Source organism: Verrucosispora sp. WMMD573 (assembly GCF_027497175.1).
In the GTDB taxonomy this organism is placed as follows: Bacteria; Actinomycetota; Actinomycetes; order Mycobacteriales; family Micromonosporaceae; genus Micromonospora.
On the sequence record NZ_CP114901.1, the window covers coordinates 3,253,905 to 3,275,490 of the forward strand.

14 protein-coding genes and 1 pseudogene are annotated in these 21,586 nt (G+C 71.1%); 10 read left to right on the forward strand and 5 right to left on the reverse strand.

What is annotated here, in order from left to right; translation table 11 throughout:
* Position 1 precedes the first annotated feature (1 nt).
* The 7 genes from O7601_RS15060 to O7601_RS15090 are packed head-to-tail and all read left to right on the forward strand — an operon-like array spanning position 2 to position 9,971.
* Entirely contained in the window at positions 2-964 is a 963-nt protein-coding gene (locus O7601_RS15060; RefSeq protein WP_281561759.1) for a hypothetical protein, read from the forward strand.
* Positions 961-3,690 carry a thiopeptide-type bacteriocin biosynthesis protein gene (locus O7601_RS15065; RefSeq protein ID WP_281561760.1) on the forward strand — a complete coding sequence of 910 codons (2,730 nt, stop codon included), beginning with the start codon at positions 961-963 and terminating at the stop codon, positions 3,688-3,690. The genes O7601_RS15060 and O7601_RS15065 overlap by 4 nt, the downstream gene beginning before the upstream one ends.
* Positions 3,683-4,762, forward strand: a complete 1,080-nt coding sequence (locus tag O7601_RS15070; RefSeq protein ID WP_281561761.1) for a hypothetical protein — start codon at positions 3,683-3,685, stop codon at positions 4,760-4,762. The genes O7601_RS15065 and O7601_RS15070 overlap by 8 nt, the downstream gene beginning before the upstream one ends.
* Positions 4,759-6,846: an ATP-binding cassette domain-containing protein gene (locus O7601_RS15075; RefSeq protein ID WP_281561762.1), complete on the forward strand. Its 2,088-nt coding sequence runs from the start codon at positions 4,759-4,761 to the stop codon at positions 6,844-6,846. The genes O7601_RS15070 and O7601_RS15075 overlap by 4 nt, the downstream gene beginning before the upstream one ends.
* The gene (locus tag O7601_RS15080; protein ID WP_281561763.1) at positions 6,839-7,678 is read left to right on the forward strand and encodes a hypothetical protein; all 840 of its coding nucleotides are present in this window, start codon (positions 6,839-6,841) and stop codon (positions 7,676-7,678) included. The genes O7601_RS15075 and O7601_RS15080 overlap by 8 nt, the downstream gene beginning before the upstream one ends.
* Positions 7,675-8,937: an FAD-binding protein gene (locus O7601_RS15085; RefSeq protein WP_281561764.1), complete on the forward strand. Its 1,263-nt coding sequence runs from the start codon at positions 7,675-7,677 to the stop codon at positions 8,935-8,937. The genes O7601_RS15080 and O7601_RS15085 overlap by 4 nt, the downstream gene beginning before the upstream one ends.
* The gene (locus tag O7601_RS15090) at positions 8,934-9,971 is read left to right on the forward strand and encodes a glycosyltransferase family 4 protein (RefSeq protein ID WP_281561765.1); all 1,038 of its coding nucleotides are present in this window, start codon (positions 8,934-8,936) and stop codon (positions 9,969-9,971) included. The genes O7601_RS15085 and O7601_RS15090 overlap by 4 nt, the downstream gene beginning before the upstream one ends.
* Here the strand turns inward: O7601_RS15090 and O7601_RS15095 are convergent.
* The 5 genes from O7601_RS15095 to O7601_RS15115 all read right to left on the reverse strand — a co-directional run bounded on the left by O7601_RS15095 (position 9,893) and on the right by O7601_RS15115 (position 18,009).
* A complete protein-coding gene (locus O7601_RS15095; protein WP_281561766.1) occupies positions 9,893-12,088 on the reverse strand; it encodes an AfsR/SARP family transcriptional regulator in 2,196 nt (731 codons plus the stop codon). The two genes, O7601_RS15090 and O7601_RS15095, sit on opposite strands and share 79 nt — an antisense overlap.
* Positions 12,089-12,383: 295 nt before the next feature.
* Positions 12,384-15,227 carry a BTAD domain-containing putative transcriptional regulator gene (locus O7601_RS15100; RefSeq protein ID WP_281561767.1) on the reverse strand — a complete coding sequence of 948 codons (2,844 nt, stop codon included), beginning with the start codon at positions 15,225-15,227 and terminating at the stop codon, positions 12,384-12,386.
* Positions 15,228-15,431: 204 nt separating this feature from the next.
* Positions 15,432-16,127 (reverse strand): proteasome protein, encoded by a 696-nt coding sequence (locus O7601_RS15105; RefSeq protein ID WP_281561768.1) that lies wholly within the window; start codon positions 16,125-16,127, stop codon positions 15,432-15,434.
* A 238-nt stretch (positions 16,128-16,365) separates the two neighbouring features.
* Positions 16,366-17,616, reverse strand: a complete 1,251-nt coding sequence (gene ectB, locus O7601_RS15110; RefSeq protein ID WP_281561769.1) for a diaminobutyrate--2-oxoglutarate transaminase — start codon at positions 17,614-17,616, stop codon at positions 16,366-16,368.
* Between the two features lie 195 nt (positions 17,617-17,811).
* Positions 17,812-18,009 carry an MbtH family NRPS accessory protein gene (locus O7601_RS15115; RefSeq protein ID WP_281561770.1) on the reverse strand — a complete coding sequence of 66 codons (198 nt, stop codon included), beginning with the start codon at positions 18,007-18,009 and terminating at the stop codon, positions 17,812-17,814.
* A gap of 178 nt (positions 18,010-18,187) precedes the next feature.
* On the opposite strand from O7601_RS15115, the gene O7601_RS15120 reads away from it, so the two are divergent.
* The 3 genes and pseudogenes from O7601_RS15120 to O7601_RS15130 all read left to right on the forward strand — a co-directional run.
* Positions 18,188-19,135, forward strand: coding sequence for an ornithine carbamoyltransferase (locus tag O7601_RS15120; RefSeq protein ID WP_281561771.1), 948 nt, complete (start codon positions 18,188-18,190; stop codon positions 19,133-19,135).
* Entirely contained in the window at positions 19,132-20,604 is a 1,473-nt protein-coding gene (locus O7601_RS15125; protein WP_281561772.1) for an amino acid adenylation domain-containing protein, read from the forward strand. The genes O7601_RS15120 and O7601_RS15125 overlap by 4 nt, the downstream gene beginning before the upstream one ends.
* Positions 20,601-21,539 (forward strand): annotated as a pseudogene (locus O7601_RS15130) (pyridoxal-phosphate dependent enzyme); the annotation flags it as partial. The gene O7601_RS15125 and the pseudogene O7601_RS15130, both read left to right, overlap by 4 nt.
* Between the last annotated feature and the right edge of the window lie 47 nt (positions 21,540-21,586).

Genomic DNA, 21,586 nt, shown 5'->3' on the forward strand with positions numbered 1-21,586 from the left:
GGTGAAACAGCTCAGCTCTCCACTGCTGTGGCTGCGGGACGGTCCGGAGGAGGTCCAGAGCCTAGTTGCGGGCCTGGACCTCGTTCGGACCACCGCCCACGAGGACGCCAGCCACGCGTGGCTCTGCATGATTGCCAATGGCACCGCACACTACCTGTCCACCTACGCGCCGACGGAGCTGCTGTCGAGGCTCTACACCGGCGGAAACGAACTGTACGGCGTGGTCGCCCCGGTCGGCCGGCTGCGCACCGGTGCCGATGGCGAGCTGGTGGTCGACGGGTGCTGGCGGTTCGGCTCCGGGTCTGATCGGGCCGCCGTCATGGCGATGGGGTGCGAGCCGATGGCGGGCCGTCGTGTCACCGTCCTCGTCGACCGTGCGCGGCTCGACGTGACGCACCCGTGGGAGGGGCCGGGGTTACTCGCGACCGCCAGCCACACCCTGCGGGCCAGCGGTGTTCGCGTCTCACCCGCAGATGTGGTCGACATGACCGACGTGCCGGCCGGTCGACCGGTCGGCATCTACGCCGATCCGGATCTGTTCCTGGCCAACATGCCCGGGGTGGCGCTCGGGCTCGCCGAACGGCTACTGGCGCTGCTCGAACCGGGTTCGGTGCCCGGTTCCTGGCGGGCCACCTACGCCGACGCCGTCGCCCGTAACACGCTCGCCCGACGCGGCCTGGTCGGGATGCTGCACAGCTTCGACGCGCTGGCCCGGGCAGGGCAGCTGACGCCGTTCTCACCGGCGTTGCGGCAGGAGTTCCTGCTGATGTTGAGCGCTGCGTACCACCTCGGCCTGGATGCCGCCCTCGCGTTGGCCGAAAGCTGCGACACGACGGACGCGGAGATCCGGCAACAGCTCGACCAGGCGCGGGTCGACATCGCGACCATGCGACCGCACGCCGCGATGCGATCGTCCCGGCTGGTCGGCCAGGTGTCGGCCATCCCGGTGGGGAGGCTCCGATGAACGCTGCCCCAATGCTGTCGACACCGGGCTGGTGCCTGCTGCGGATTCCGCTGCTGCCGGCGGTGCCCGACGCCGCTGCCCCAGAAGGCTTGGCGCGGCAACTGCTGGACCTGGCCGTCGACTACGCGACCGTGTTCCAGCGGGCCGGGGAGGAGGACCGGGACTGGCAGGACCCGGCGACCCGGTTGGCCGTCTACGGCAGTCGGGCCCGGTACCGCCCGACCCCGTTCGGCATGTTCAGCCTCAGCCTGCTCGCCGAAGTCGAGGAACGGAACGTGGCGTCGGCCACCCGGCTCGATCTGGTGACCGATGTCCGGTTGCGCCGCCTCGATCTGCCGCAGCAGACCGGTCGGTGGTTCGTCAATCCGTCCCTCGCCGTCGAGCACGGCCGGTGGTCGTACCTGCACCCGGACAAGGGTGGCGTCACGTCGATGTCGGACAATCCGGGCGTGCGCCAGCTCGCGGAGCGTCTCGCCGCGCAGCTCGCCGCCGTACCCCGATCGGCGGCGGCATGGGCCGTCGTGCTCGATGGCGAGACCCAGTTCGACCTGGGCGTACGGCACCGGCTGCTGCTGCCGGAGCATGAGCCAGAGATGATCGTCGGCCCGGCCGCACCGGCTGTGCCCACTGAGCCGGTCAAGGCGGCGCTGGCTGTCGAGCGGCCGTTCCGGGACGACCAGTTCGTGGACGCCTTCAGCGAGGTCCGGGCCCGGCTGTCCGGCGGGCGCACCGCGACGCTGCTCGACGGGGCCGCCCAGCTTCTGCGGGGCCACTGGCGGCCCGGGCGGCTCGACCGGGTGCGGGACCACGTCGCCGGCAGCTACAGCGGCGGAGCGATCCCGCTGGCGTGGCTGCTGACCGCCCCGGTGGACCATCCGCTGGGCAGCTGGCGGCGGCCGGAGACCGAGGTCGAGGGCGCCGAGACCCGGGTACCGGCGCGACGCCTGTTCGTGCCACAGGCCCGTCGCGACAACGGCGCGGTGCGATGGTGGGCGGAAGCCCTCACGCTGGACCAGTGGCGGTCCCGCCGCTCGCTGCCCACCCCCGACAGCGCCGTGGTGACCCAGCCACAGTTCGGGATGGCCAACGGCGCGCTGCTGGCCGAGCCGGTGGCCGGCGCGGACGCCTGGCTCAAGATGGTCCTGCCAGGCTTCTGGGGCGGCCCCGGCGCCCGGCTCAGTGAGCAGCTGGGGATCAGCACGCCCGACCTGGGTACGGCGGTCCCCGGCTGGCTCCCGGTGGAGATCGGGTGGGCGCCGCCGGATCGGCGGGCACCGTTGGTCCGCCGGCCGGAGAGCGGATTGCCCCGGCTCAACCTCAACCTGCCGCACCGTGCCGACGACGTGCAACTGGCGGACCTGGCCGTGACCATGATGGCGGGGCGGCTCCAGTTGGTTCGCCGATCCGACGGGCGCTACGTGCAGCTGCGGTGGGACAGCCCATTGACGCTCAGTAACAGCTTCAACCCCTGGTCGGTGCAGCTGCTGGGGTTGCTGCTGGATGAGGCGCACGGTCCGGCGCTCGCCGCCGACCCCAGCCTGTGGGCGCCGCCGGGCGAGATGGTCCCCCGCATCACCGCCGGCCGTTGTCTGGTGGCGCGGCGCAGCGTCGTCCTGGACGCACAGCACCGCGCCGATCTTCTGAACCTGGCGGAGAGTCCGGCGCAGTTGTGCGACGTACTCACCGAGGTGGGGCTCGGGCCGCAGGTGGAGGTGAGCGAGGGGCCGGACACGACCATGCGGTTGGACCTCACCGACCCCACCCAGCGGTGGTGGTTCACTCGGCGGCTGCGCCGCGAGGGCCGGCTGATGCTGCATGAGGCCCTGCCGGTGGCGCCGCTCGTCGAGTCGGAGCTGGGCGGGCACATCCATGACGTCTGGGTGCCGTGGCTGCGTCCTGATCCGCATGCAGTCAGGCCGATGTCGCGCACCCGGCTGGTGGACCGGCAGCCGACCGAGGACCCGGAGTGGACCAGCTGGTTCGTCTACGCCCCGGAGCGGGTGGTGGAGCTCTGGCTGGCGGGCGCCGAGAGAATGACGTTGATGCGCCAGGCGCAGCTGTTCTACATCCGCTATCACGACGATCGGCCGCATCTGCGGATACGGGTGCAGCACGGCGTCGAGGCCGAGTCGTTGCTGGCCGGCCTGCGCGCCCACCTGGCCGCGATGGTGCCGCAGCAGCCCTGCGAGGTCGAACTCCGGACCTGGACACCTGAGGACTACCGGTACGGCGGTGTGGCGAGCCGGGCCGACGCCGTACGGCTGTTCTGCGCCGACTCGGCCTGGTGGACGCAGCGGCTCGCCGCTGGCCCGGACCGGGCTGGCCGGTACACGTTGGCGGTTGCCCGGATCGCCGCCTGGTGCCGGCAGCTGGCCGGCGAGGAGCAGGCGTTGGCGCTGCTCTGCGAGCTACGCGGGCTGGACCCCCGGCTGCCCAGCTCGCGGGGCCAGCGGGAGTGGATGGCGACCTTCCGGGCCGCTCGACTGGACCTGGAACAGGCCCTGGACGCCGCGCTGACCGAGCCGGAGCCGGCCCTGGACTATCTGACCGGTCTGGACAGCGACGCCTATGCCACGGCGCTGAGCAGCCTCATCCACATGAGCGTCAATCGTGGGTTGCCGATGGGGCAGGCGGTGAACCGCGAACCAGAGCTCGTGCTGGCGGCGGCACGGTTGTTGAAGGGTCGGCAGGCGCGGGCCACCCGAGGCAGAGCGGCCGATGGCTGAGGCCGACGCCGCGCGGCGACTGCTGCGTCGACTCGTCGTCGAGCTACGGCGGCGGGGGCACGTGAGCTCGGAAGCGGCGACAGCCCTCGCCCTGCTCGCGTCCCGGCTGGGTCAGCGGGGTCTGGCGGCGTCCCTGACCGAGCTGGCCGTGCGGGGCGGGCAGGTGCCCGACTTCCGGATCAGCTGGCTGCGCCACCGGCTGGTGGGTGAGTGCCTCCCGGTTGGCCCCGGCCACGCCGAGACCCTGGCCCGGACCAGGGCGCAGGCGGTGGAGATGCTCGATGCCTTCTATCGGCACCATGTCGAGGCCGCCGACGCAGATCTGGTCAACGGCGCCGGCGGGGTCGTGATGAGCCTGTGGGACCTCGCCGACGAACCGACTCGCGCCAGGCTGGCCCAACCCATCACCGGGATCGCGCTGTCCATCATGGAGCAGGATTCGCCCGGTCTATACCACGGTCGCAGCGGTGGCATCCTGCTGTTGCGGATGCTGGGTCGCCGCTACGGCGAGGACCGGTTGGTAACCGCGGCGGTCGACGCGTTGCTACGGCATCTGGAACAGCTGAGCCCTGCCAGCCTCGACCGCGGCTGGTTGGGTGTCGGCGGTGTCACCATGTGTTACGGCCAGCCGGGAATGCTTACCGCGCTGGGGCCGGAGGTCGACCCGCTGGTGCTGGCGCGGTTCGTCGACGCGGCGATCACCGGCCCGGCCCTCGCCCGTCTGGACGGGCTGCTGGCCGACGCCGGGGCCGACATCTCGGTCTGCCACGGCCTGGCCGGGCTGAGCCTGGTCACCAGGTTCGCCCCCGGGTGGCGGGAACTGGTCGGTCCGGACCGCCGGGCCCGGCTGGCGGCCCGACTCGCGCACCACCTGGACCAGGCCGACGACCAGGCGGTGGCCGCCATCTTCGACACGCCTTTCCTGCTGTCGGTGATCGAAGGGACGCTCGGGGCGGCGCTGGCGCTGGCGGAGTGCGAGACGACGTCACGGCCCTGGTGGGGCGTCTGCGTGAGTCTCGGTGACGGGTCGGCCGCGGTGGCCGGCAGCCAAGCAGTAGGGAGCAGTCGATGACAGCCAACCTTCAGACCGAGGACAACGACTGCGGCGTGTCGGCACTCGTCGCCAGCCTGCGCCTACAGGGACACCAGTTTTCCGAGCCGCTGCTGCGGGATGCGTTGGCCACCCGGGGCGCCCTGTCGCTTCAGGACCTGCGGGACACCTGCGCGGCAGTGGTGGGCGTGCGCTACCGCGGCCGGCGGGACTTTCCGTTCGCCGAACTGACTCCGGGCACCATCGTCCACCTGCGTATGGATCACTTTGTGACGGTGGAGCGATGGCGCGGGCGGCGGGTACGGATCTTCGACCCATCGGTCGGGTACGGATGGCTGACCGAGGCCGCCTACCAGGAGCAGGCCAGCGGCTGGGTGCTGGCACCGGCCACTCCGGCACCGGCGGCGAACGCAACCCGACGTCCACGCGCGGCCACCCGGGCCGACTGGCTGTGGCCGATGCTGCGGTCCGGGCAGATCAAGTTCCGGCAGGTGGTGCCGGTCCTCGCGATGAGCCTGCTGCTCTACACCGGCCTGACCCTGCTCAACATGGTCCTGTTGCCCTACCTGAACGAGGTCACCGTCGCGGGTACGGTCGCCGCCGGCACCCTGGTCACCGTGTTGGTGGCGTTCAGCGTCGCAGCCAGCGCGCTGTTCTGGCTCCGGCATCGGCAACTCACCTCGCTGGGGCTGTCGTTCGACCGGGCGATGCTGCGTGAACTGATCGACCGCCTGACCCGTACGTCGGCGCGCACCGAGCTGACCTCGGGCGACGTGCTGCATCGGGTGCAGAGCGCCCGCGCCGTCCGGGAGGCCGGCACCGGCCTGGCGCTGTCGCTGTTCACCGACGCGGTCGCCGTGGTGATCCTGCTGGCGTTCATGGCGACGATGTCGCTGCCGCTGACCGGCGTGGTGGCCGGCGTGGCCGCGCTACACATCGTCCTGACGGTCCTCGGCCGGATCCCGATCAACAGGCGTTTCGAGGAGCAGCTGCAACTCGACGGTGAACTCCAGGATCTGCTGATCAGCGTCTCTCGCGGTCTGACCACCTACCGGGGGCTGGGAGCGGTCCGGCACCTGGAGGCCGAGCACGCCCAGCGGCTGGACCGGTTGCAGCAGTCGATCCGCGGGCTGGAGTACCGCTTGGCCTGGGTGTACGGGCCGAGCAACGCCCTGCGGTTCGCCGGGCTGTACGTGATTCTCGTGGTGGGTTCGGTGCTGCTGTCCGCAGGTCTGGTCAGCACCGGAGAGCTGTTCGGGTTCCTCACCCTCGGCGGTACGGTGCTGTTCTCGGTCACCGCCATCGCGCAGAGCCTCACCAACGCCGCCACGCTGGAACGGCAACTCCGCTACGTGACGAGTGTGTTCACGTTGCCCGTGATGGAACGGGGAACCCGCACCGAGCCGGTGCCGGCCGCGTCGGCAGTGGTGCTGGACGGGGTTCGGGTGCACCGCCCGAGGGAGCACTTCGACCTTCGGTTGGACCTGCGGGTGGAGCGGGGTGAAACGGTTACCGTCAGCGGTACGAGTGGGGTCGGCAAGTCGACCATGGCCCAGATCATCAGCGGCCTGGACCCGGTACCGACCGGCCAGGTGACCGTCTACGGCGTACCGATCGGCGACTGGGACCCGGATTGCCTTCGGCCGCTGGTGTGTTACGTACCGCCCCGGTCCGACTTCCTGCACACGACGATCCGGGAGAGCCTGTCCAGCGGCTCCACCGACGTCACCGACCAGGAGATCAACGACGTGCTCGCCGCGATGGAGCTGACCGAGGTGATGCGGCCCCTGCGGCTGGGGTTGCGTACCCGCCTGCGCATCAACGGTTCGACCTTCAGCGCGGGAGAGGTGCAGCGGTTCGCATTGGCCCGGGCGCTGCTGCGCCGGCCGTCGCTGCTGATCCTCGACGAGGCCACCAACTCCCTGGATCGGGATCTTGAGCTGCGGCTGCTCTCGGAGATGCAGCGCCGGGTCGAGACGCTTGTCGTGATCAGTCATCGCCCGATCGGTGACCACCTGGGCAGCCGTCACGTGCGGATCGTGCGCGACGACAGCGGCGTGTCCCGGCTCGAATCGGCGGCGGTCGCGGCGGTCGTCGGTGGCTGAGGGAGTAAGCGGCGTCCACGCCTACTGGCAGCTGCCCAGCCGGCTACCCCGGGCCTACCAGCAGCTGTCCCGGGCGACCTGGCTGCTGAGCATCCGCTCGTGGCAACGGCACGCCGGGCCGATCACGCTCTACGCCGACCCGCCGACCATGGAGTGGCTCGACCAACTCGGCTGGCTCAACTGCTACGACCAGACCGAGACGATCGACGACCGGGATCTCGACAAGCACTACGACCGGGTGGCCTGTTTCGCGCTGCCGAAGCTGCTCGCCCTGGAGCGGTATCCCGACGCGGTGCTGGTGGACACCGACGCCTACCTGTACCACCGGCTGCGGCTGCCGGCCACCGGCTCGGTCTTCGCACACCTGGAGCACGGCGCCGCCGACTTCTACTCCCGGCTGCGCGAACTGCGCAACCCCGCACAGGTGGAGCTGCCCGACTCGCTGCCGACGGTCGGCAACACGTCGTTGTTCCGGGCGGCCGATGCGGGCCTGGCCCGCCGGATCAGCCACGCCGGCCTCAGCTTCCTGGCCGGAAACCCGAGCACACCCGGCCGCGACGTCCACCTGCACATGACCGTCGCCGAGCAGGTGCTCGCCACCCACCTGACCACCGTCGCCGGGCAGCAGGTGGTCAATCTCTTCAATGCGTTGTGGTGCCCACGGACGCTGCGCTGGCTGACCGAGCCACCCCGCTTCGGCCACCTGTGGAACCTCAAACGCGGGGGGACCGCCGAGCAACTGCTGGCCGCGTACGTGGCGGTCACCCGAAAGCTGTGGAACGAGTACGGCGTCGACCCGGACCGGGTACGCGCAGTCTTGGAGCGGACATGATCTCGACCGACCTGCTCGACCGGCTGGCGAACACCGGCGCCGGGCTGACCCAGCCAGCCGGATCGACCGTATCGGGTGGGCATTCTCCGGACTGGGTGGTGGAGCCGGAGTCGTTGGCTCAGCTGACCACCCTGGTCCGGGTACTGCACGCAGCCGGCGCGGACTGGCGGGTGGACGCCCACGGTCGCAACTGGGGATACGACGATGCCCGGGTACGCGAGCCGGGGCTGATCGTCCGGATGGCCCGGCTGGATCGGTTGGATCTCGATGTCGACCTCGGCCTCGCCACGGTGCAGCCCGGGGTGACCTTCGCGCAGCTGAACGAGGCGTTGCGGCGGGCCGACGCCCGCTTCCAGCTGCCTGCGCCGGGCTCCGGCCCGCACACCTCGGTGCTCGGTAACGCGCTGGAACGTGGCCTGCTCGCCGGTCTCGGCGAGCGCGAACGCCACTGTAGGGACTTTCTCGTCCTGCGCCGCGACGGCGAACTCGATCGCCTGGGCTGGCCGGATGCCACCGACGACCGGGTCCGGCGGGCGCTGCCGTATCCACCCGGTCCGCACCGGCAAGGGTCGCTGTTCCAAACCTCCGGGTACGGCCCGGTGGTGGTGGAGCTGACGCACGTGCTGCCGCTGGCAACCGACCTGACGGCCACGCCGGTGTTGCTGGCCGGTGCCGAGCTGACCGAGGAACTGGTGCGGTGCTGGCGGGACGTGCTCATGGAGGAGCTGGTGACCTCCAGCATCCTTCTCTCGCCGGCCCGCCGCCGGGCTCAGGGCATCAGGGTCAGCCACGACGGGCTCGTCCTTGAACTGTGCGTCGGCGCCCGCTCGTCCGTGATGCTGCGGGCCAAGGTCGTCGACGTGCAGCGGTTGGCCCGTCAGCACGGGCAGCGGCTGGCCGTACGAGTCGTCGGCGGCCACGACGACCTGAGCATCCTCGGCGGCGACCAGAGCCAACCGGAGCTGGTGGGCAAACTCCCGAAAGGGCTGGAATGGCACACCGCGGCGTTACCGTTCGCCCCATCGGTGGTGGCAGCCTTCGCGCGGGCGGTACGGGCGGACCCGGTGCTGGCGGACATCCCGTGGACGCTGCGTCCGCTCGATTCCCGGGCGTTGGTCTGGTTGGCGCCGCTCGTGTACCGCAAGCAGGACTCGGACAGCGTCGCACTACTGCGGCGTCGGGTGGCCGCCGTTGCCCGGCTCCGCGATGAGTTCGCCGTTCCGGCCTACCGGTCCGGCGCGGTACGGAGCCACCGATGAGTCACGTTCTCATCGTCAGCGTCCACCGGATCCACACCGGCCGGTCCGGCGAGGCGGTCCACCTGCGCCAGCTCATTGAGGCGCTGCGCGCCGCCGGCGAACGCGTGACAGTCCTCGACGGTCCGATGGACCCGGGGACGGCCGGGGCCGATCACGGGGCCGGACTGCGGTCGATCGCCGAGCAGCTGGTCACCCTGTTGACGCGGGATCGGCCCGATGCCGCCCTGCTCTGGGGGCACCTCGGTGAGGAGACCGAGCTGGCGCGGCGGCTGGCAGCGGCGGACATACCGACCGTGCTGGAACATCCGGCCGCTGACCTTGAGCCGGTGCCGGAGACACTCCGGCTGGTTGACGAGGTGGTGGTGCCGTCCGAGTTCGCCCGGCGGCTGTTCCAGTCGCAGACCGGCCGTCAGGCCCGCGCGATCGAACCGTGCCTGCGTGGCTGTGCCTGCCCGCCGGCGACGTCCCGCGTACCGGTGTCCAAGGGGCCGTACCAGCTGACCTTCATCAACCCGGAGCCGGCCAAGGGGCTCGGGATCGTGATGCACCTCGTGATGGCCGCCAGCGGGGCGGGGCTGCCGTTCCGGTTCCGGTTCGTCGAGGGGCGGTGGACCAGGGAGCATCTCGCCCGGCTCGGCATCGGCCCCACCGACCTGCCCGGGGTGGAGATCGTCGAATACCGCGACGACACCTGTGCGCTCTACGCCGAGACCGACCTGTTGCTCGCACCGAGCCTGTGGCAGGAGAGCTTCGGGATGGTCGCCCGCGAAGCCGTGATCCACGGCGTGCCGGTGGTGGCAACCCGGGTCGGCGGTCTGCCACAGGCGGTCGGTGCCGGGGGACAGTGCCTGCCACCGCCGGCGTGGGAGGACGACTACCAGGTCCGGATGACCACGGCCGAGGTCAGGGCCTGGCTGGCGGCCGTGGTCACCGGGCTGCGCGGCGCTCACCGCCGTCAACCGGCGCTGCTGTCCCGCGCCACGTCGGACAGCGTCCGGGCGTACCGGGCGGTGCTCGGTTCGTCGCCGGGGTGAACGCGTCCGGTGGCACGGCTCACGGCGTCGGCGATCGCCGCTGCCGGCCTGCTCCAGCGTCGCTCGCCAGCCACCGCCCCCATCGTGGCCAGGTTCTCCGACTCGTCGCGTAGCCAGTCCTGCGGCCTGACAAGCAGCCGGTCCAACTCGGCCGGTGAGAAAAGGAGCCGAGAGGCCGTGCCCGGCGGCGGGGGCCAATCGGGCGCCGGCCGTCCGGGGCACGGCGCCAGCCGACGCACGGCCTCCTGGGCCAGCACACTCCAACCGTCGGCCGCACGGGCCAGCACCTGGGTGACGGGCACGTCCGCGTGGGGCGATCCGTCCGCCGCTGTGGTGAGCGCGTAGGTCCGGACCAGGTTGGGCAGCAGGTAGCGGTGCGGGCCGACGGTCTGCCGCGGCACCGGCGTCAGCAGGTGGCTGCCGACCAGCTCGTCCAGCGCCTGCATCGCCTCGCGGGGTGCCAGCCCCGCACAGATCGTGGGCGCCCAGTCCGGGACGGTGGCTGTCGGAAGTACGGCGAGCCGACGCAGCGCCAGGCTTGCCGCCGCGGTCAGCGCCCGGAATGACGGCGCCAGGTTGTCGCGCATCGACCCGTCCTCGGTACTCAGCGCGTCGAGCCGGTGCTGCGGGTCCCGCAACAGGGCCACCAGGTCGGCGGCCCACCGGCCCCGGTACATCCGGCAGGAAGCGAACCACAGGGCCAACGGCAGGCCGTCGCAGAGCACGGACAGCGCGCGGAGCGCGGCCGGCTCCGCCAACAGACGATCGGGGCCGAGATGAGCGGCGAGGACCTCCAGCCCTTGCGCCTGCGACAGCGGCGCCACCGCATGCCGGTGCGCCCCGGGAAGGTCGAGCTGCCAGCGGGCGGTGACCAGCACCGCGCAGCCAGCCCCCGCCGGCAGCAGCGGCAGCACCTGGTCGACCGCGCGGGCGTCGTCGAGCAGCAGCAGGCAGCGCCGCTCCGCGAAGAGGCTACGCAGCAGCGCCACCCGGGCCGTCCGCTCGGTTGGAATTGCCAGATCGGGGACGCCGAGCACACGTAGCAGTTCGTCGAGCATTTGGTCCGGGTGCTGCGGCTGCCCGCTGCCAGCGAGGTCGACGTACAGCTGGCCATCGGGGTAGGCGGCGGCGACGGTGTGGGCGACCTGGAGGGCCAGGGCAGACTTGCCGACCCCGGGCATGCCGTGCAGCAGAACGACCTGAGGGCCGACGTTGGCCGGCCGGTCCGGGGTGCCGCCCAAGCGCCTGACCAGGTCCGTCAGGTCGTCCTGGCGGGCTACGAAGAGCGACGACGCGGGCGGCAGTTGGGCTGGCCGGGGCCGGTCGGCGAAGCGCAGGGTCGGCACCGAACCGACCGTGACGTCGAGGCTCGGATCCTGCCGGAGAACAGCGTGTTCCAGATCGCGCAGGAGTGGGCCAGGGTCGAGGCCATGCTCGTCCCGCAGCAGCTGGCGACCGTGTCGAGCTACGCTGAGCGCCTCCGGCTGCCGGTCGCTTCGGTAGAGCGCCACCACCAGTTGGGCGCGCAGCAGCTCGCGCAACGGATGCTCGGCGACATACTGGGTCAACTCCGGGATCAGGTCGCGGTGGCAACCGAGCTCGAGCTCGATATCGAGCAGCCATTCCAGGTCGGCCAGCCGGGTCTCCTCCAGACCCGCACGGGTCGGGTCGACGAACGAGGCGAGGGCACCGGTCAGCGCCGGGCCGGTCCAGAGTGCCAGCGCGTCGCGCATGAGGGTACGGGCGTTGGGCAGCCGACCGTGGTTGCGCTGCGCCCGCGCCAACTCGGTGAGCCTGCTGTAGGCCGTCAGGTCGAGTTCGTGCGAGGCGAGGTCCAGCAGATAGCCGCCGGGCCTGGTGAGCAGCGGCGCCGGTGCGCCGTCGGTACGCCGCAACGTCCAGCGCAGCGCCGAGATCTCGGACTGAATCTGCGCCCGTGCCGTGGCTGGCGGCGTGCTTTCCCAGATCGCCGTGGTCAGCTGGTCGACCGACACCACGCGGTTGGCGTTCAGGAGGAGGTAAGCGAGCACCGCACGGCGGCGGGGCCGCGCCACGTCGACCGGCTCACTATCCACAGCTGCGCCGACCGGACCAAGCACCGTGAAGCGCAGCGTCATCGTGCTGCCCGGGTGCTCCGTCGAAGACCGCGAACCGATTCTGGTTGGGTGACGATTGCTGAGGACGGGACCGTGTGCACCGGGGCTCCTGGATCGGTTGGGCGGCGTCGCTTAATCCGTCGCGCAACGCCCGGTCGAGGCCGATGGCCCCGCGCCCTCCGATGGAGTGCCAGCGAAGGCCGGTGGATCGGACACGACACGGATGCCACTGCGCTTTTCGGGTGTCCGTGCGGCAGAAGGGTATGGCGATTGACGTACATCCCGGGTACAAGCGGCGTACAAGCTCGGCGGAACCCTAACCTTCTGATTCGTAGCGTTCGAGGCGGCGACGTGTCTCCTCGGCGGCGGGGTCACCCACGTCCTCGTAGATCCGCACGGCCTGACGCCAGGCGGCGGAGGCGGCGGCCCGGTCGCCCATCCCATCCCGGGTGTCTCCGAGCCGGATGAGAGTTTCCGCCTCGTGATACCGGTCGACGGAGTCGCGGAAGAGTTGGATCGCCTGCTCGTAGCAGTCGGCCGCGCGGTCGCGATCACCGAGGCGGTCGTAGGCGAAGCCGAGGCTGTCCAACGTGGCGGCCTGGCCGTTGCGGTCATCGCTCCGTCGTTGCTGAGCGAGTGCCTCCGTGCAGCTCTCGATGGCCTGGACATAGTCGCCGTTGGCGGCCAGCAGCCAACCGATCGCGTTGAGCGTCCGGGCTTCCCCCGACCGGTTGCCGACCAGCCGGTACAGCCGCAGCGCCTCGCGACCGTGGGTGAGCGCCTCGTCGATCCGGCCGTCCAGGTAGCAGAGTTCGCAGTAGTTGTGCAGCGTCTGGGCCTGACCGGTGGGATCGCCGAGGCGCTCGTGCAGCTCAAGTGCGCGCTTCAGCCGGTGCTCGGCGGTGTCGTGGTCGCCGAGTCGGGTCAATGCCCGGGAGAGCAGCCGGTTGGCTGCGGCCTGCCCGGCGAGGTCGTCTATCTTTTCTGCCGCGGCCAGCGCGACCAGTTGGGTGGCGAGCTGGTCCTGCCACAGGCCACGCGGCGCCAGGAAGGTGTTCAACGCCCAGGCGATCTGCCAGGCGTACGCCTCGAAGCCGTTCTCGGCGGCCTGCTGGACCACCCGCATCAGCACCCGGTGCTCCGCGGTGAACCAGACGAGCGCGCCGTCGTGATCGGTCACCGGCCGTCTGGCCGGTACGGGCAGCGGTGGCACCGGCTCGATCGGGGGCCACTGCGGTTGGAGCAGCAGGGCGGCCGGATAGGCGTCGTGCAGATAGTGGTCGTACAGGCGCGCTCGGGCCGCCTCGTGTTCGTCGGCGCGCTCCGGGGACTCCGCGAGCTCGGCCGCGTAGACCCGCAGAAGATCATGGAAGGCGTAGCGGCCGGGCGTGTGCTCAGCCAGCAGATGGAGCCGGGTCAGCTCCCGCAGTCGCGGCGTGACGGCCGCGGTCGACACGCGGGCGAGCGCCGCGGCTGCGGCGGGGGTCAGGTCGGGGCCCGGATGGAGCCCCAGCAGGGCGAACAGCCGGGCGGCGTCCTGCCCCAGGGCCAGGTACGACCAGGAGAAGACGCGCCGTACGTCGCCGTCGGCCAACGCGTCGAGCCTCGCCTCGGCCGAGTGCAGTTCGGCGGCGATGGCGTCGAGCGGAAATGTGGGATGGGTGGCGACGCGGGCCGCCACTATCGACAGTGCCAGCGGGAGTCGGCCGGTGGCCTCGACGATGTCGGCCACCGCGGCCGGCTCGGAGGCGAGCCGGCTGGCGCCGAGCCGGCTGGCGAGCAGGCTCGTCGACTCATCGGCGGTGAGCACGCTCAGGGTCAACGGCGCCGCGCTCTCGGTGGCGATCAGGCCGCCGAGCCGGTCGCGGCTGGTGACCACGACCATGCAGCCGCCGGCACCGGGCAGCAGGGCGCGAACCTGGGCGGAGTCGCGAGCGTTGTCGAGCACCACGAGCATCCGGCGGGAGGCCAGCAGGCTCCGGTAGAGACCCGTCCGGGCCTCCAGGTCGGAGGGTATCCGGGCGTGGGGTACGCCGAGCGCCTCGAGGAAGCCGGACAGGGCGTCGGGCGGCGACACCACCCCGGCTTCGTCGTACCCGCGAAGGTTCACGTAGAGCTGGCCGTCGGGGAAGCGGTCGGCCACCCGGTGCGCCCAGTGCAGCGCCAGGGCGGTCTTGCCGACTCCGGCCATGCCGGACACCACGGCGATGACCACTGTCGTAGGCGCCGGTGCCCCGCTGTCCAGGAGAGCGTCGAGCCTGGCCAGTTCGACGCCGCGGCCGACGAACTCCGGCACCGCACGCGGCAACTGTTCGGGGCGTTGGATGAAAGGCCGTGGTGTCGTGACCGATGCCGGCCCGTTCGGCTCCGGTGGCGGGTGCGCTGCCAGTCCCGGGCGGTGATGCAGGATGTCGTCGTACAACTTGGTGAGCTCCGGCACGGGATCGAGGCCGGTCTCCTCCGCCAGCACCTGCCGAGCCTGCCGGAAGGTATCCAGTGCGCCGGCCACGTCTCCGATGCGGTAGAGGCCCACCATCAGCTGCCCCCACGCCCGCTGCCGCAGCGGGTGTCGGTCGAGCAGGGCACGCAGCCGGCGTACCACCTCGGCCGGCGCACCGAGCGCCAACAGCGCCCCGGCGTAGTCCTCCTCGGCGAGCAGCCGGCGCTCCTCCAACTGCGCCACCCGCCGGGACAGCGCCGGACGCAGCGGCAGGTCGGACAGCGCGTCCCCACGCCACAGTCCCAGCGCCGCGGCGAGTTCGGCCTCGGCCCGGTGCGCATCCGAGGCGGCGAGGGCGTCGCGGCCCCGCGCCACCGCGGCGTCGAACAGGTCGAGATCCCGTTCGCCTGGCCCCACCCGCAGCAGGTAGCCGCCGGCCGCAGCGGTCACCCCCTCCCAGGACGTCCCGCCGCCCAGCGACTGCCGCACGCCGCGTACGTAGGTGCGCAGGTTCGCCGCGGCCGATGCCGGCTGATCGTCGCCCCACAGCATCGACGTCAACTCGTTGGTGCTGACGATCTCGTTCGGACGCAGCAGCAGAGTGGCCAGGAGGAGGCGTTGTTTCACCGAGCCCAGCGGAACCGGCTGGCCATCGCGGTAGACGCGGATCGGGCCGAGGAGGTCGAAACGCACAAGCACCTCAAACGTGGGCGCTGTCACCGGGTGCACCGTACCCCGATGACGGGGGCGAGTTGGTGGTCCATACGTCAGTTGTGCCGCGATTGTATGGGCCCCACCGTATCGTTCCGCGGTCCACACCTCCGCGCCGGAGACCGCCCGCCGTGACCGAGCGGGAGTACGGTCACCGGCCTCGGACACGGCGCGGCGATGTGACGTGGGGCGGGTCGTCGTCACCCGCCGCCGTCAGTTGAACAGCCGGTCGAGCGCTTTCTGTTCGAGGTCGCGCCAGCGCTGGACGTCCTTCAGCGCCTTGGCGATCTCCTTCTCGTCGAGGTGGTGGGCGCCCTCCTCGCGGATGCACGCGACGTTGAAGGGCCGGCCGACCGACGGCGAGGTCAGGTCCAGCGCCTCCAGCACCCGTATGACGCCCACCACGCCGTACTCGACCGTACGGGTGGTCATCCGGAAGTGGGACAGCAGCGCGCCGGCCTGCTGGGCCATGGGCGCGCCGGAGCCGATGGCGTGGAAGCCGACGTCCTCGTAACGGCCGATGAGCCCGTTGGGGTTGATCTCCACGATCCACGGCGCGCCCTGGCTGTAGCCGGCCGCGAGCAGGTACGCCGACACTCCGCCGCCGTCGTCCTCGCCGGGCACGTCCGGGATGTAGTTCTCGTAGTGCTTCCTGAAGATGGGCAGGACGCGCTCCTGCAACTCGTCGCCGATGTCGGGTGCTTCGAGGATGGCGGTGGCGGAGTCCTGAAGGAGGGGGCGCAGGTCGTTGAGTACTCCCCGCGCGCCGCTGCCGCCCCAGGCGGCGCAGGAGCCCAGCGGGTGTAGCTTCTGCGCGGGAAAGCTCAGACCGCGGTCGCTGTCGGTGATCTGGGAGTCCGCGCCGATCACCACCCCGTCGCTGCAGACAACGGCGAGTACGACGGTCATGGGTCCTCCTGGGCGGGGGTAGGGGTACGGCGCGAGGTACCCGTCATCCCGCCTGCCTACACCCCGCCAGTTGTCGACCCCGCCGAGAGTTCATGATCCGGGCAACTTCCCTGCTCCTGCTGTATCCGGCCCGGTTGAGGCAGCAGTATCAGGGAAGTTGCCCGGATCTTGGTTTCGGTAGGGGAGCGTCGTCGGGGTCGGGTGAACTGGTGCGGTGGTGGGTCCCGTCGAGGGCGACTCAGTTGGCGACGGCTGTCGCCACGGCCTGCTCCAGGATGTCGAGGCCCTCGGCCAGTTCGCCGTCCGTCAGGGTCAGGGGCGGCATCAGCTTCAGCACTTCGTCCGTGGAGCCGGACATTTCCACCAGCAGTCCACGGGCGAACGCCGCCTGGGCGGCCCGTCGGGCCAGCTGCGGTTCCCGGAAGACCAGACCCCACACCAGGCCCCGACCACGTGAGGTGGCGATGTGTGCCTGGTGTCGACCGGCGAGTTCCGCCAACCTCGCGTCGAGCAGGATGTCCCGTTCCGCTGTCTGCTTCTCCAGTTTGCTGTCGACCCAGAATTCCTTGAGAGCGGTGGCTGCGGTGACGAAGGCGAGGTTGTTGCCGCGGAAGGTTCCGTTGTGCTCACCGGGTCGCCACACGTCGAGTTCGGGGCGGAAGAGAGTGAGGGACATCGGCAGGCCGTATCCGCTTATCGATTTGGAGAGGCAGACGATGTCAGGGGTGATGCCGGCGTGCTCGAAGCTGAAGAACGGGCCGGTGCGGCCACAGCCCATCTGGATGTCGTCGACGATCAGCAGCACGTTGCGGCGGGCGCACAGCTCGGCGAGGTCGGCGAGCCAGTTGGTGTGGGCCGGGTTGATGCCGCCTTCGCCCTGCACGGTCTCCACGATGACGGCGGCCGGTAGGTCCATGCCGCTGCTGTTGTCGGCGAGCATGGTGTCGAGCAGGGTGAGCCCGGATATCTGACCACCGGCGAAACCGTCGTACGGGATGCGCCAGGTGTTGCCGAGTGGGACGCCGGCGCCGGCGCGCAGGGTGGCGTTTCCGGTGACGGCCAGGGAGCCGAGTGACATGCCGTGGAAGGCGCCGGTGAAGGCGACGACGGTGTGGCGCCCGGTCACTTTGCGGGCGAGTTTGAGAGCGGCCTCGACGCTGTTCGTTCCGGTGGGCCCGGTGAACTGCACGCGGTAGTCCAGGCCACGGGGGACGAGTACCTGCGAGGCGAATTCGGTGAGGAAGTCCTGCTTGGCGGCGGTCAGCATGTCGAGACTGTGGGTGACTCCGTCCCGCTCCAGGTAGTCCAGCAGGGCTCGCTTGAGGATCGGATGGTTGTGGCCGTAGTTGAGGGCGCCGGCGCCGGCGAAGAAGTCAAGGTACGCGCGGCCGTCGTCGGTGAACAGTCGGCTGCCACGCCCGTGGTCGAACACGACCGGCCAGCTCCGGCAGTAACTACGTACCTCGGACTCGATTGTCGGGGCGATCATGATTTCTCCTCGAAGTTGGAGCTGCCCGTCCACCACGGTCTCGGAATCGCGTCGATGTAGGTGTCTGCCTCCACGGCGCTGAGCCGCCGGGCCGCGGCGGCGGGACGTCGTCCGCCGCCCCGCCGCGCACCGTGTTCGGCGCGGCGGCGGGGCGGCGGGGCGGCGGGCAGTGCGGTGCGGTGCGAACACCGGCCGTCAGGCCGCAGCCATCTGCTCCCGCAGGCTGCGCGGTCGCATGTCCGACCACACCTTCCCGATGTGATCCAGGCACTCCTGCTTCGACCCGGACGTCCCTTCGGCGGTCCAGCCGAGCGGCAGTTCCCGGTCGGCCCACCAGATCGAGTACTGCTCCTCGTCGTTGCGCACGACGCGGTAGACACCGTCGTCAGTCATGGCCCCTCCGGCATGGTCGGGTGATCCGAATAGCTGAGCCCGATATTGCCGGGCACGCCCACACCGTCCGTAGAGACGAACACGCAGACGCGTCGTGCGGCTCCGTCCCTGTTCCACGGTCCGCACCTCGCGCAGGCTCTGGGGTCACGGCCGATCGCCACCTGGAAGGGGGCTCGGCATGACCGAGCGACGCCACCTGATCTCCATCGACGACCTTCCCGACGACCAACTGCGCTGGATCGTCCAGCGCGGCGCCGAGTACTCGCGCGGTACCGCGGGAGCCGACCAGCCCCTGAGCGGGGCGGTCGTCGGCGTGCTGTCCCGCAAGACGTCCACCCGTACCCGGACCGCGTTCTCCGCCGGTGCGCTGCGTCTCGGCGCCAGCCTGATCTCGTACGGCCCGAACGACCTGCAACTGGCCACCGGCGAGTCGGTGGAGGACACCGGCGCGGTGCTGTCCGGCATGCTCGACGTCCTGGTCGCCCGCACCGTCGGGCCGGAGTCCGAGCTGCGCGCGTACGCCGCGCAGAAGCGCATGTCGGTGATCAACGCGATGAGCGCGGTCGAACATCCGACGCAGGCCCTTGCCGACCTCACCACGATCCTCCGGCACTTCGGCCGGGTCGAGGGCGTGCGGGTGCTGTATGTGGGGGAGGGGAACAACACGGCCTCGGCGCTGACCCTCGCGCTGTCCCGGTACCCCGGTGCCGAGCTGCACCTGCGTACCCCGGCCGGGTACGGCGTGGAACAGCGCTACCTCGACCAGGCGGCGGTGTCCGCCCGGCGCAGCGGCGCGCGCGTCGAGCAACGGCACGACGTGTCGGACCTGCCGCCGGTAGATGTCGTCTACACCACTCGTTGGCAGACCACAGGTTCGACGAAGCCGACGCCCGACTGGCGTACCGAGTTCGCCCCGTTCCAGGTCAACGAGGCGCTCATGGCCGCCTGCCCGGACGCGATCTTCATGCACGACCTGCCGGCGCACCGGGGCGAGGAGGTGACCGCCGGGGTGCTCGACGGACCCGACAGCATCGCCTTCGCCCAGGCCGAGAACAAGTACCACAGCGCCCGGGCGGTCCTGGAGTGGTGCGCCGCCGACCGGCCGAGCGGCGGAGCGGGGCTGTGACCAGCTTTCTCGACGACATCCTGACCCACGCCACGACCCGGCCCGACGCGCCGGCGATCGTCACCCCGGACACCGCGCTGTGCTACGAGGACTTCGCCGCCCGGACCGACCGGCTGGCCCGGGCGCTGGTCGCCCGGGGCGTCGGCCCGGAGCAGGTCTGCGCGGTCATGGTCGACCGAGGTCCGGAGGCCGTCATCGCGATGGCGGCGGTGCTTCGGGCCGGCGGCGCCTTCCTCACCCTCAACACCGAGCTGCCCGATCAGCGGCTGGCGGCGATGGTCCGTACCGCCGGGGCCCGGTTCCTGGTCACCACGCCGTCCCGGGCCGGGCAGCACGACCTCGCCATCGACGGCCCCACCGTGTTCGTCGACGCGCCTGACGTGCCGGCGCCTCTGCGACCGGTGTCGCCCCGATCGCTGGCCTACGTCAGTCACACCTCCGGTTCGTCCGGGCCGCCGAACGCGGTACTGCTGGAACACCGCGGCGTCACCAACTACCTACGGTTCATCGTCGACGACTACCGACTCGGGCCGGACACCGTGGTGCTGCAACTCGCGCCGTTCGGGTACGACGCCTCGATCCGCGACACGTTCGCCCCGCTCGTCGCCGGCGGGCAGGTGATCCTGGTGCCGCGCTCCACCCTGTTGCGCGCCGGTGAGTTCGTGGCGGCCCTCCGCAGGTGGGGGGTGAACACGATTCTGTCGGCCACCCCGACCTTCCTGACGTCGCTGCGGCGCAGCGATCTGCCAGACCTGCGGTTGACCGTGTCCAGCGGTGAGTCGCTGCGACCGTTCCTCGTCGCCGGCGGCCGGGACTTCGTGCGCGGACGAATGATCAACCAGTACGGCCCGACCGAGACCACGATGACCTCGACCCGCTTCGACGTGCCGCCGGTCGCGGACACGACTGTCGACCTGATCGGGACACCTATCGACGGTGTCAGCGTGCACCTGCTCGACGACGAGCTGCACGCCGTGCCCGACGGCGCTGTCGGTGAGGTGTGGATCGGTGGATGTGGTGTCGCGCGAGGGTACAGCGGCCGGCCGGCGCTCACCGCGGACCGGTTTCTGCCGGATCCGCACGGCGCGCCCGGCGCGCGCATGTACCGCACCGGGGACCTGGCGCGTCGGCTGCCCGACGGTGGCCTGGTGTACCTCGGTCGCGTCGACCGGCAGATCAAGGTCCGTGGTTACCGGATCGACCCGGCCGAGATCGAGGGCGCGTTGCTGGCCCATCCCGCCGTCACCGGCGCGGTGGTCACCGCGGGTACCGATGCCGGTGGTCGGGTCTTCCTCATCGCGCACGTCGCCGCCGGGCCGGCGCAGGTGACGGACGCGGCGCTGCGTGCCCACCTGGCGATGACGTTGCCCCTTTACATGATCCCCCGACGGTTCGCCCGGATCGACCGCCTGCCGACGACGGTCAGCGGCAAGACCGACCGCAGGGCGGTCACCGTGGACGGGCCATGAGGACGACAGGCGTCGGGCCCACCCTCGCGGACGTGCGCCTGGCCGCCGGCCGGATCAGCGGCCTGGTGGATCGCACCCCGGTGCTGGCGCTGGATTCGCGGGTGCTGGTCAAGGCCGAGCATCGCCAGCGCGGCGGCTCGTTCAAGATCAGGGGCGCGGCGAACGCGATGCTGGCCCGGTACGCGGACGAGGTGGTGGCGGGTTCCTCCGGTAACCACGGCATTGCGGTCGCCATGCTCGGTGCCGCGTTGGGCATCAGGGTGACGATCGTGATGGCCGCCGGGGCCAGCGACGGCAAGGCCCGGACGATCCGGGCGCTCGGCGCGAGCGTGGTCCAGGTGACCGGCGGCGTGGTCGAACGGGACCGCCGGGCCGCGGACATCGCCGCGGCGACCGGGGCGGTTTTCGTGCCCTCCTCCGACGACGAGTTGGTGGTGGCCGGGGCCGGCACCGTCGGGCTTGAGGTGCTCGAACAGGTGCCGAGCGTCAGCACGATCTTCGTGCCGACCGGCGGTGGTGGCCTGCTGGCCGGCGTCTGCCTGGCCGCGTCGGCGCTGTCCCGGCGGGTGCGGGTGGTCGGGGTGGAGCCGATGTCCGCACGCCGCTACGCCGTTTCCGTCGCTGAGGGTGCGCCTACCGAACTGCCACCGTCTATGACGATCGCCGACGGCCTGCGCGGGCAACGACCGGGTGTGGTTCCCTGGCCGATCATTCGGCACCGGGTCGACGATCTGATCGGCGTGACCGACGAGGCGATCACCCACGCGCTGGGTGTCCTTCGCCGTGCCGGGGTCAGCGCGGAACCAAGCGGTGCGGTAGCGCTGGCCGGCGCGCTACGGCGCGAATCTGCCGACCGTGCGGTGGTGATCGTCTCGGGTGGAAATGGCGCGACCGGCAGCAGCGGTACGAGGCAAACAAAAGAACCCCCGGCAGAACTGCTGCCGGCGTCAACCGGTGAGTCTGCATGTTCTTCCCTGCGCTG

What these genes read in the sequence shown, in the direction of transcription:
- O7601_RS15120 (WP_281561771.1), top strand. Translation starts at nt 18,188, where the DNA reads ATGACCGAGCGACGCCACCTGATCTCCATCGACGACCTTCCCGACGAC.
- O7601_RS15090 (WP_281561765.1), top strand. Translation starts at nt 8,934, where the DNA reads ATGAGTCACGTTCTCATCGTCAGCGTCCACCGGATCCACACCGGCCGG.
- O7601_RS15095 (WP_281561766.1), bottom strand. Translation starts at nt 12,088, where the DNA reads ATGACGCTGCGCTTCACGGTGCTTGGTCCGGTCGGCGCAGCTGTGGAT.
- O7601_RS15105 (WP_281561768.1), bottom strand. Translation starts at nt 16,127, where the DNA reads ATGACCGTCGTACTCGCCGTTGTCTGCAGCGACGGGGTGGTGATCGGC.
- O7601_RS15070 (WP_281561761.1), top strand. Translation starts at nt 3,683, where the DNA reads ATGGCTGAGGCCGACGCCGCGCGGCGACTGCTGCGTCGACTCGTCGTC.
- O7601_RS15075 (WP_281561762.1), top strand. Translation starts at nt 4,759, where the DNA reads ATGACAGCCAACCTTCAGACCGAGGACAACGACTGCGGCGTGTCGGCA.
- O7601_RS15065 (WP_281561760.1), top strand. Translation starts at nt 961, where the DNA reads ATGAACGCTGCCCCAATGCTGTCGACACCGGGCTGGTGCCTGCTGCGG.
- O7601_RS15115 (WP_281561770.1), bottom strand. Translation starts at nt 18,009, where the DNA reads ATGACTGACGACGGTGTCTACCGCGTCGTGCGCAACGACGAGGAGCAG.
- O7601_RS15085 (WP_281561764.1), top strand. Translation starts at nt 7,675, where the DNA reads ATGATCTCGACCGACCTGCTCGACCGGCTGGCGAACACCGGCGCCGGG.
- ectB (WP_281561769.1), bottom strand. Translation starts at nt 17,616, where the DNA reads ATGATCGCCCCGACAATCGAGTCCGAGGTACGTAGTTACTGCCGGAGC.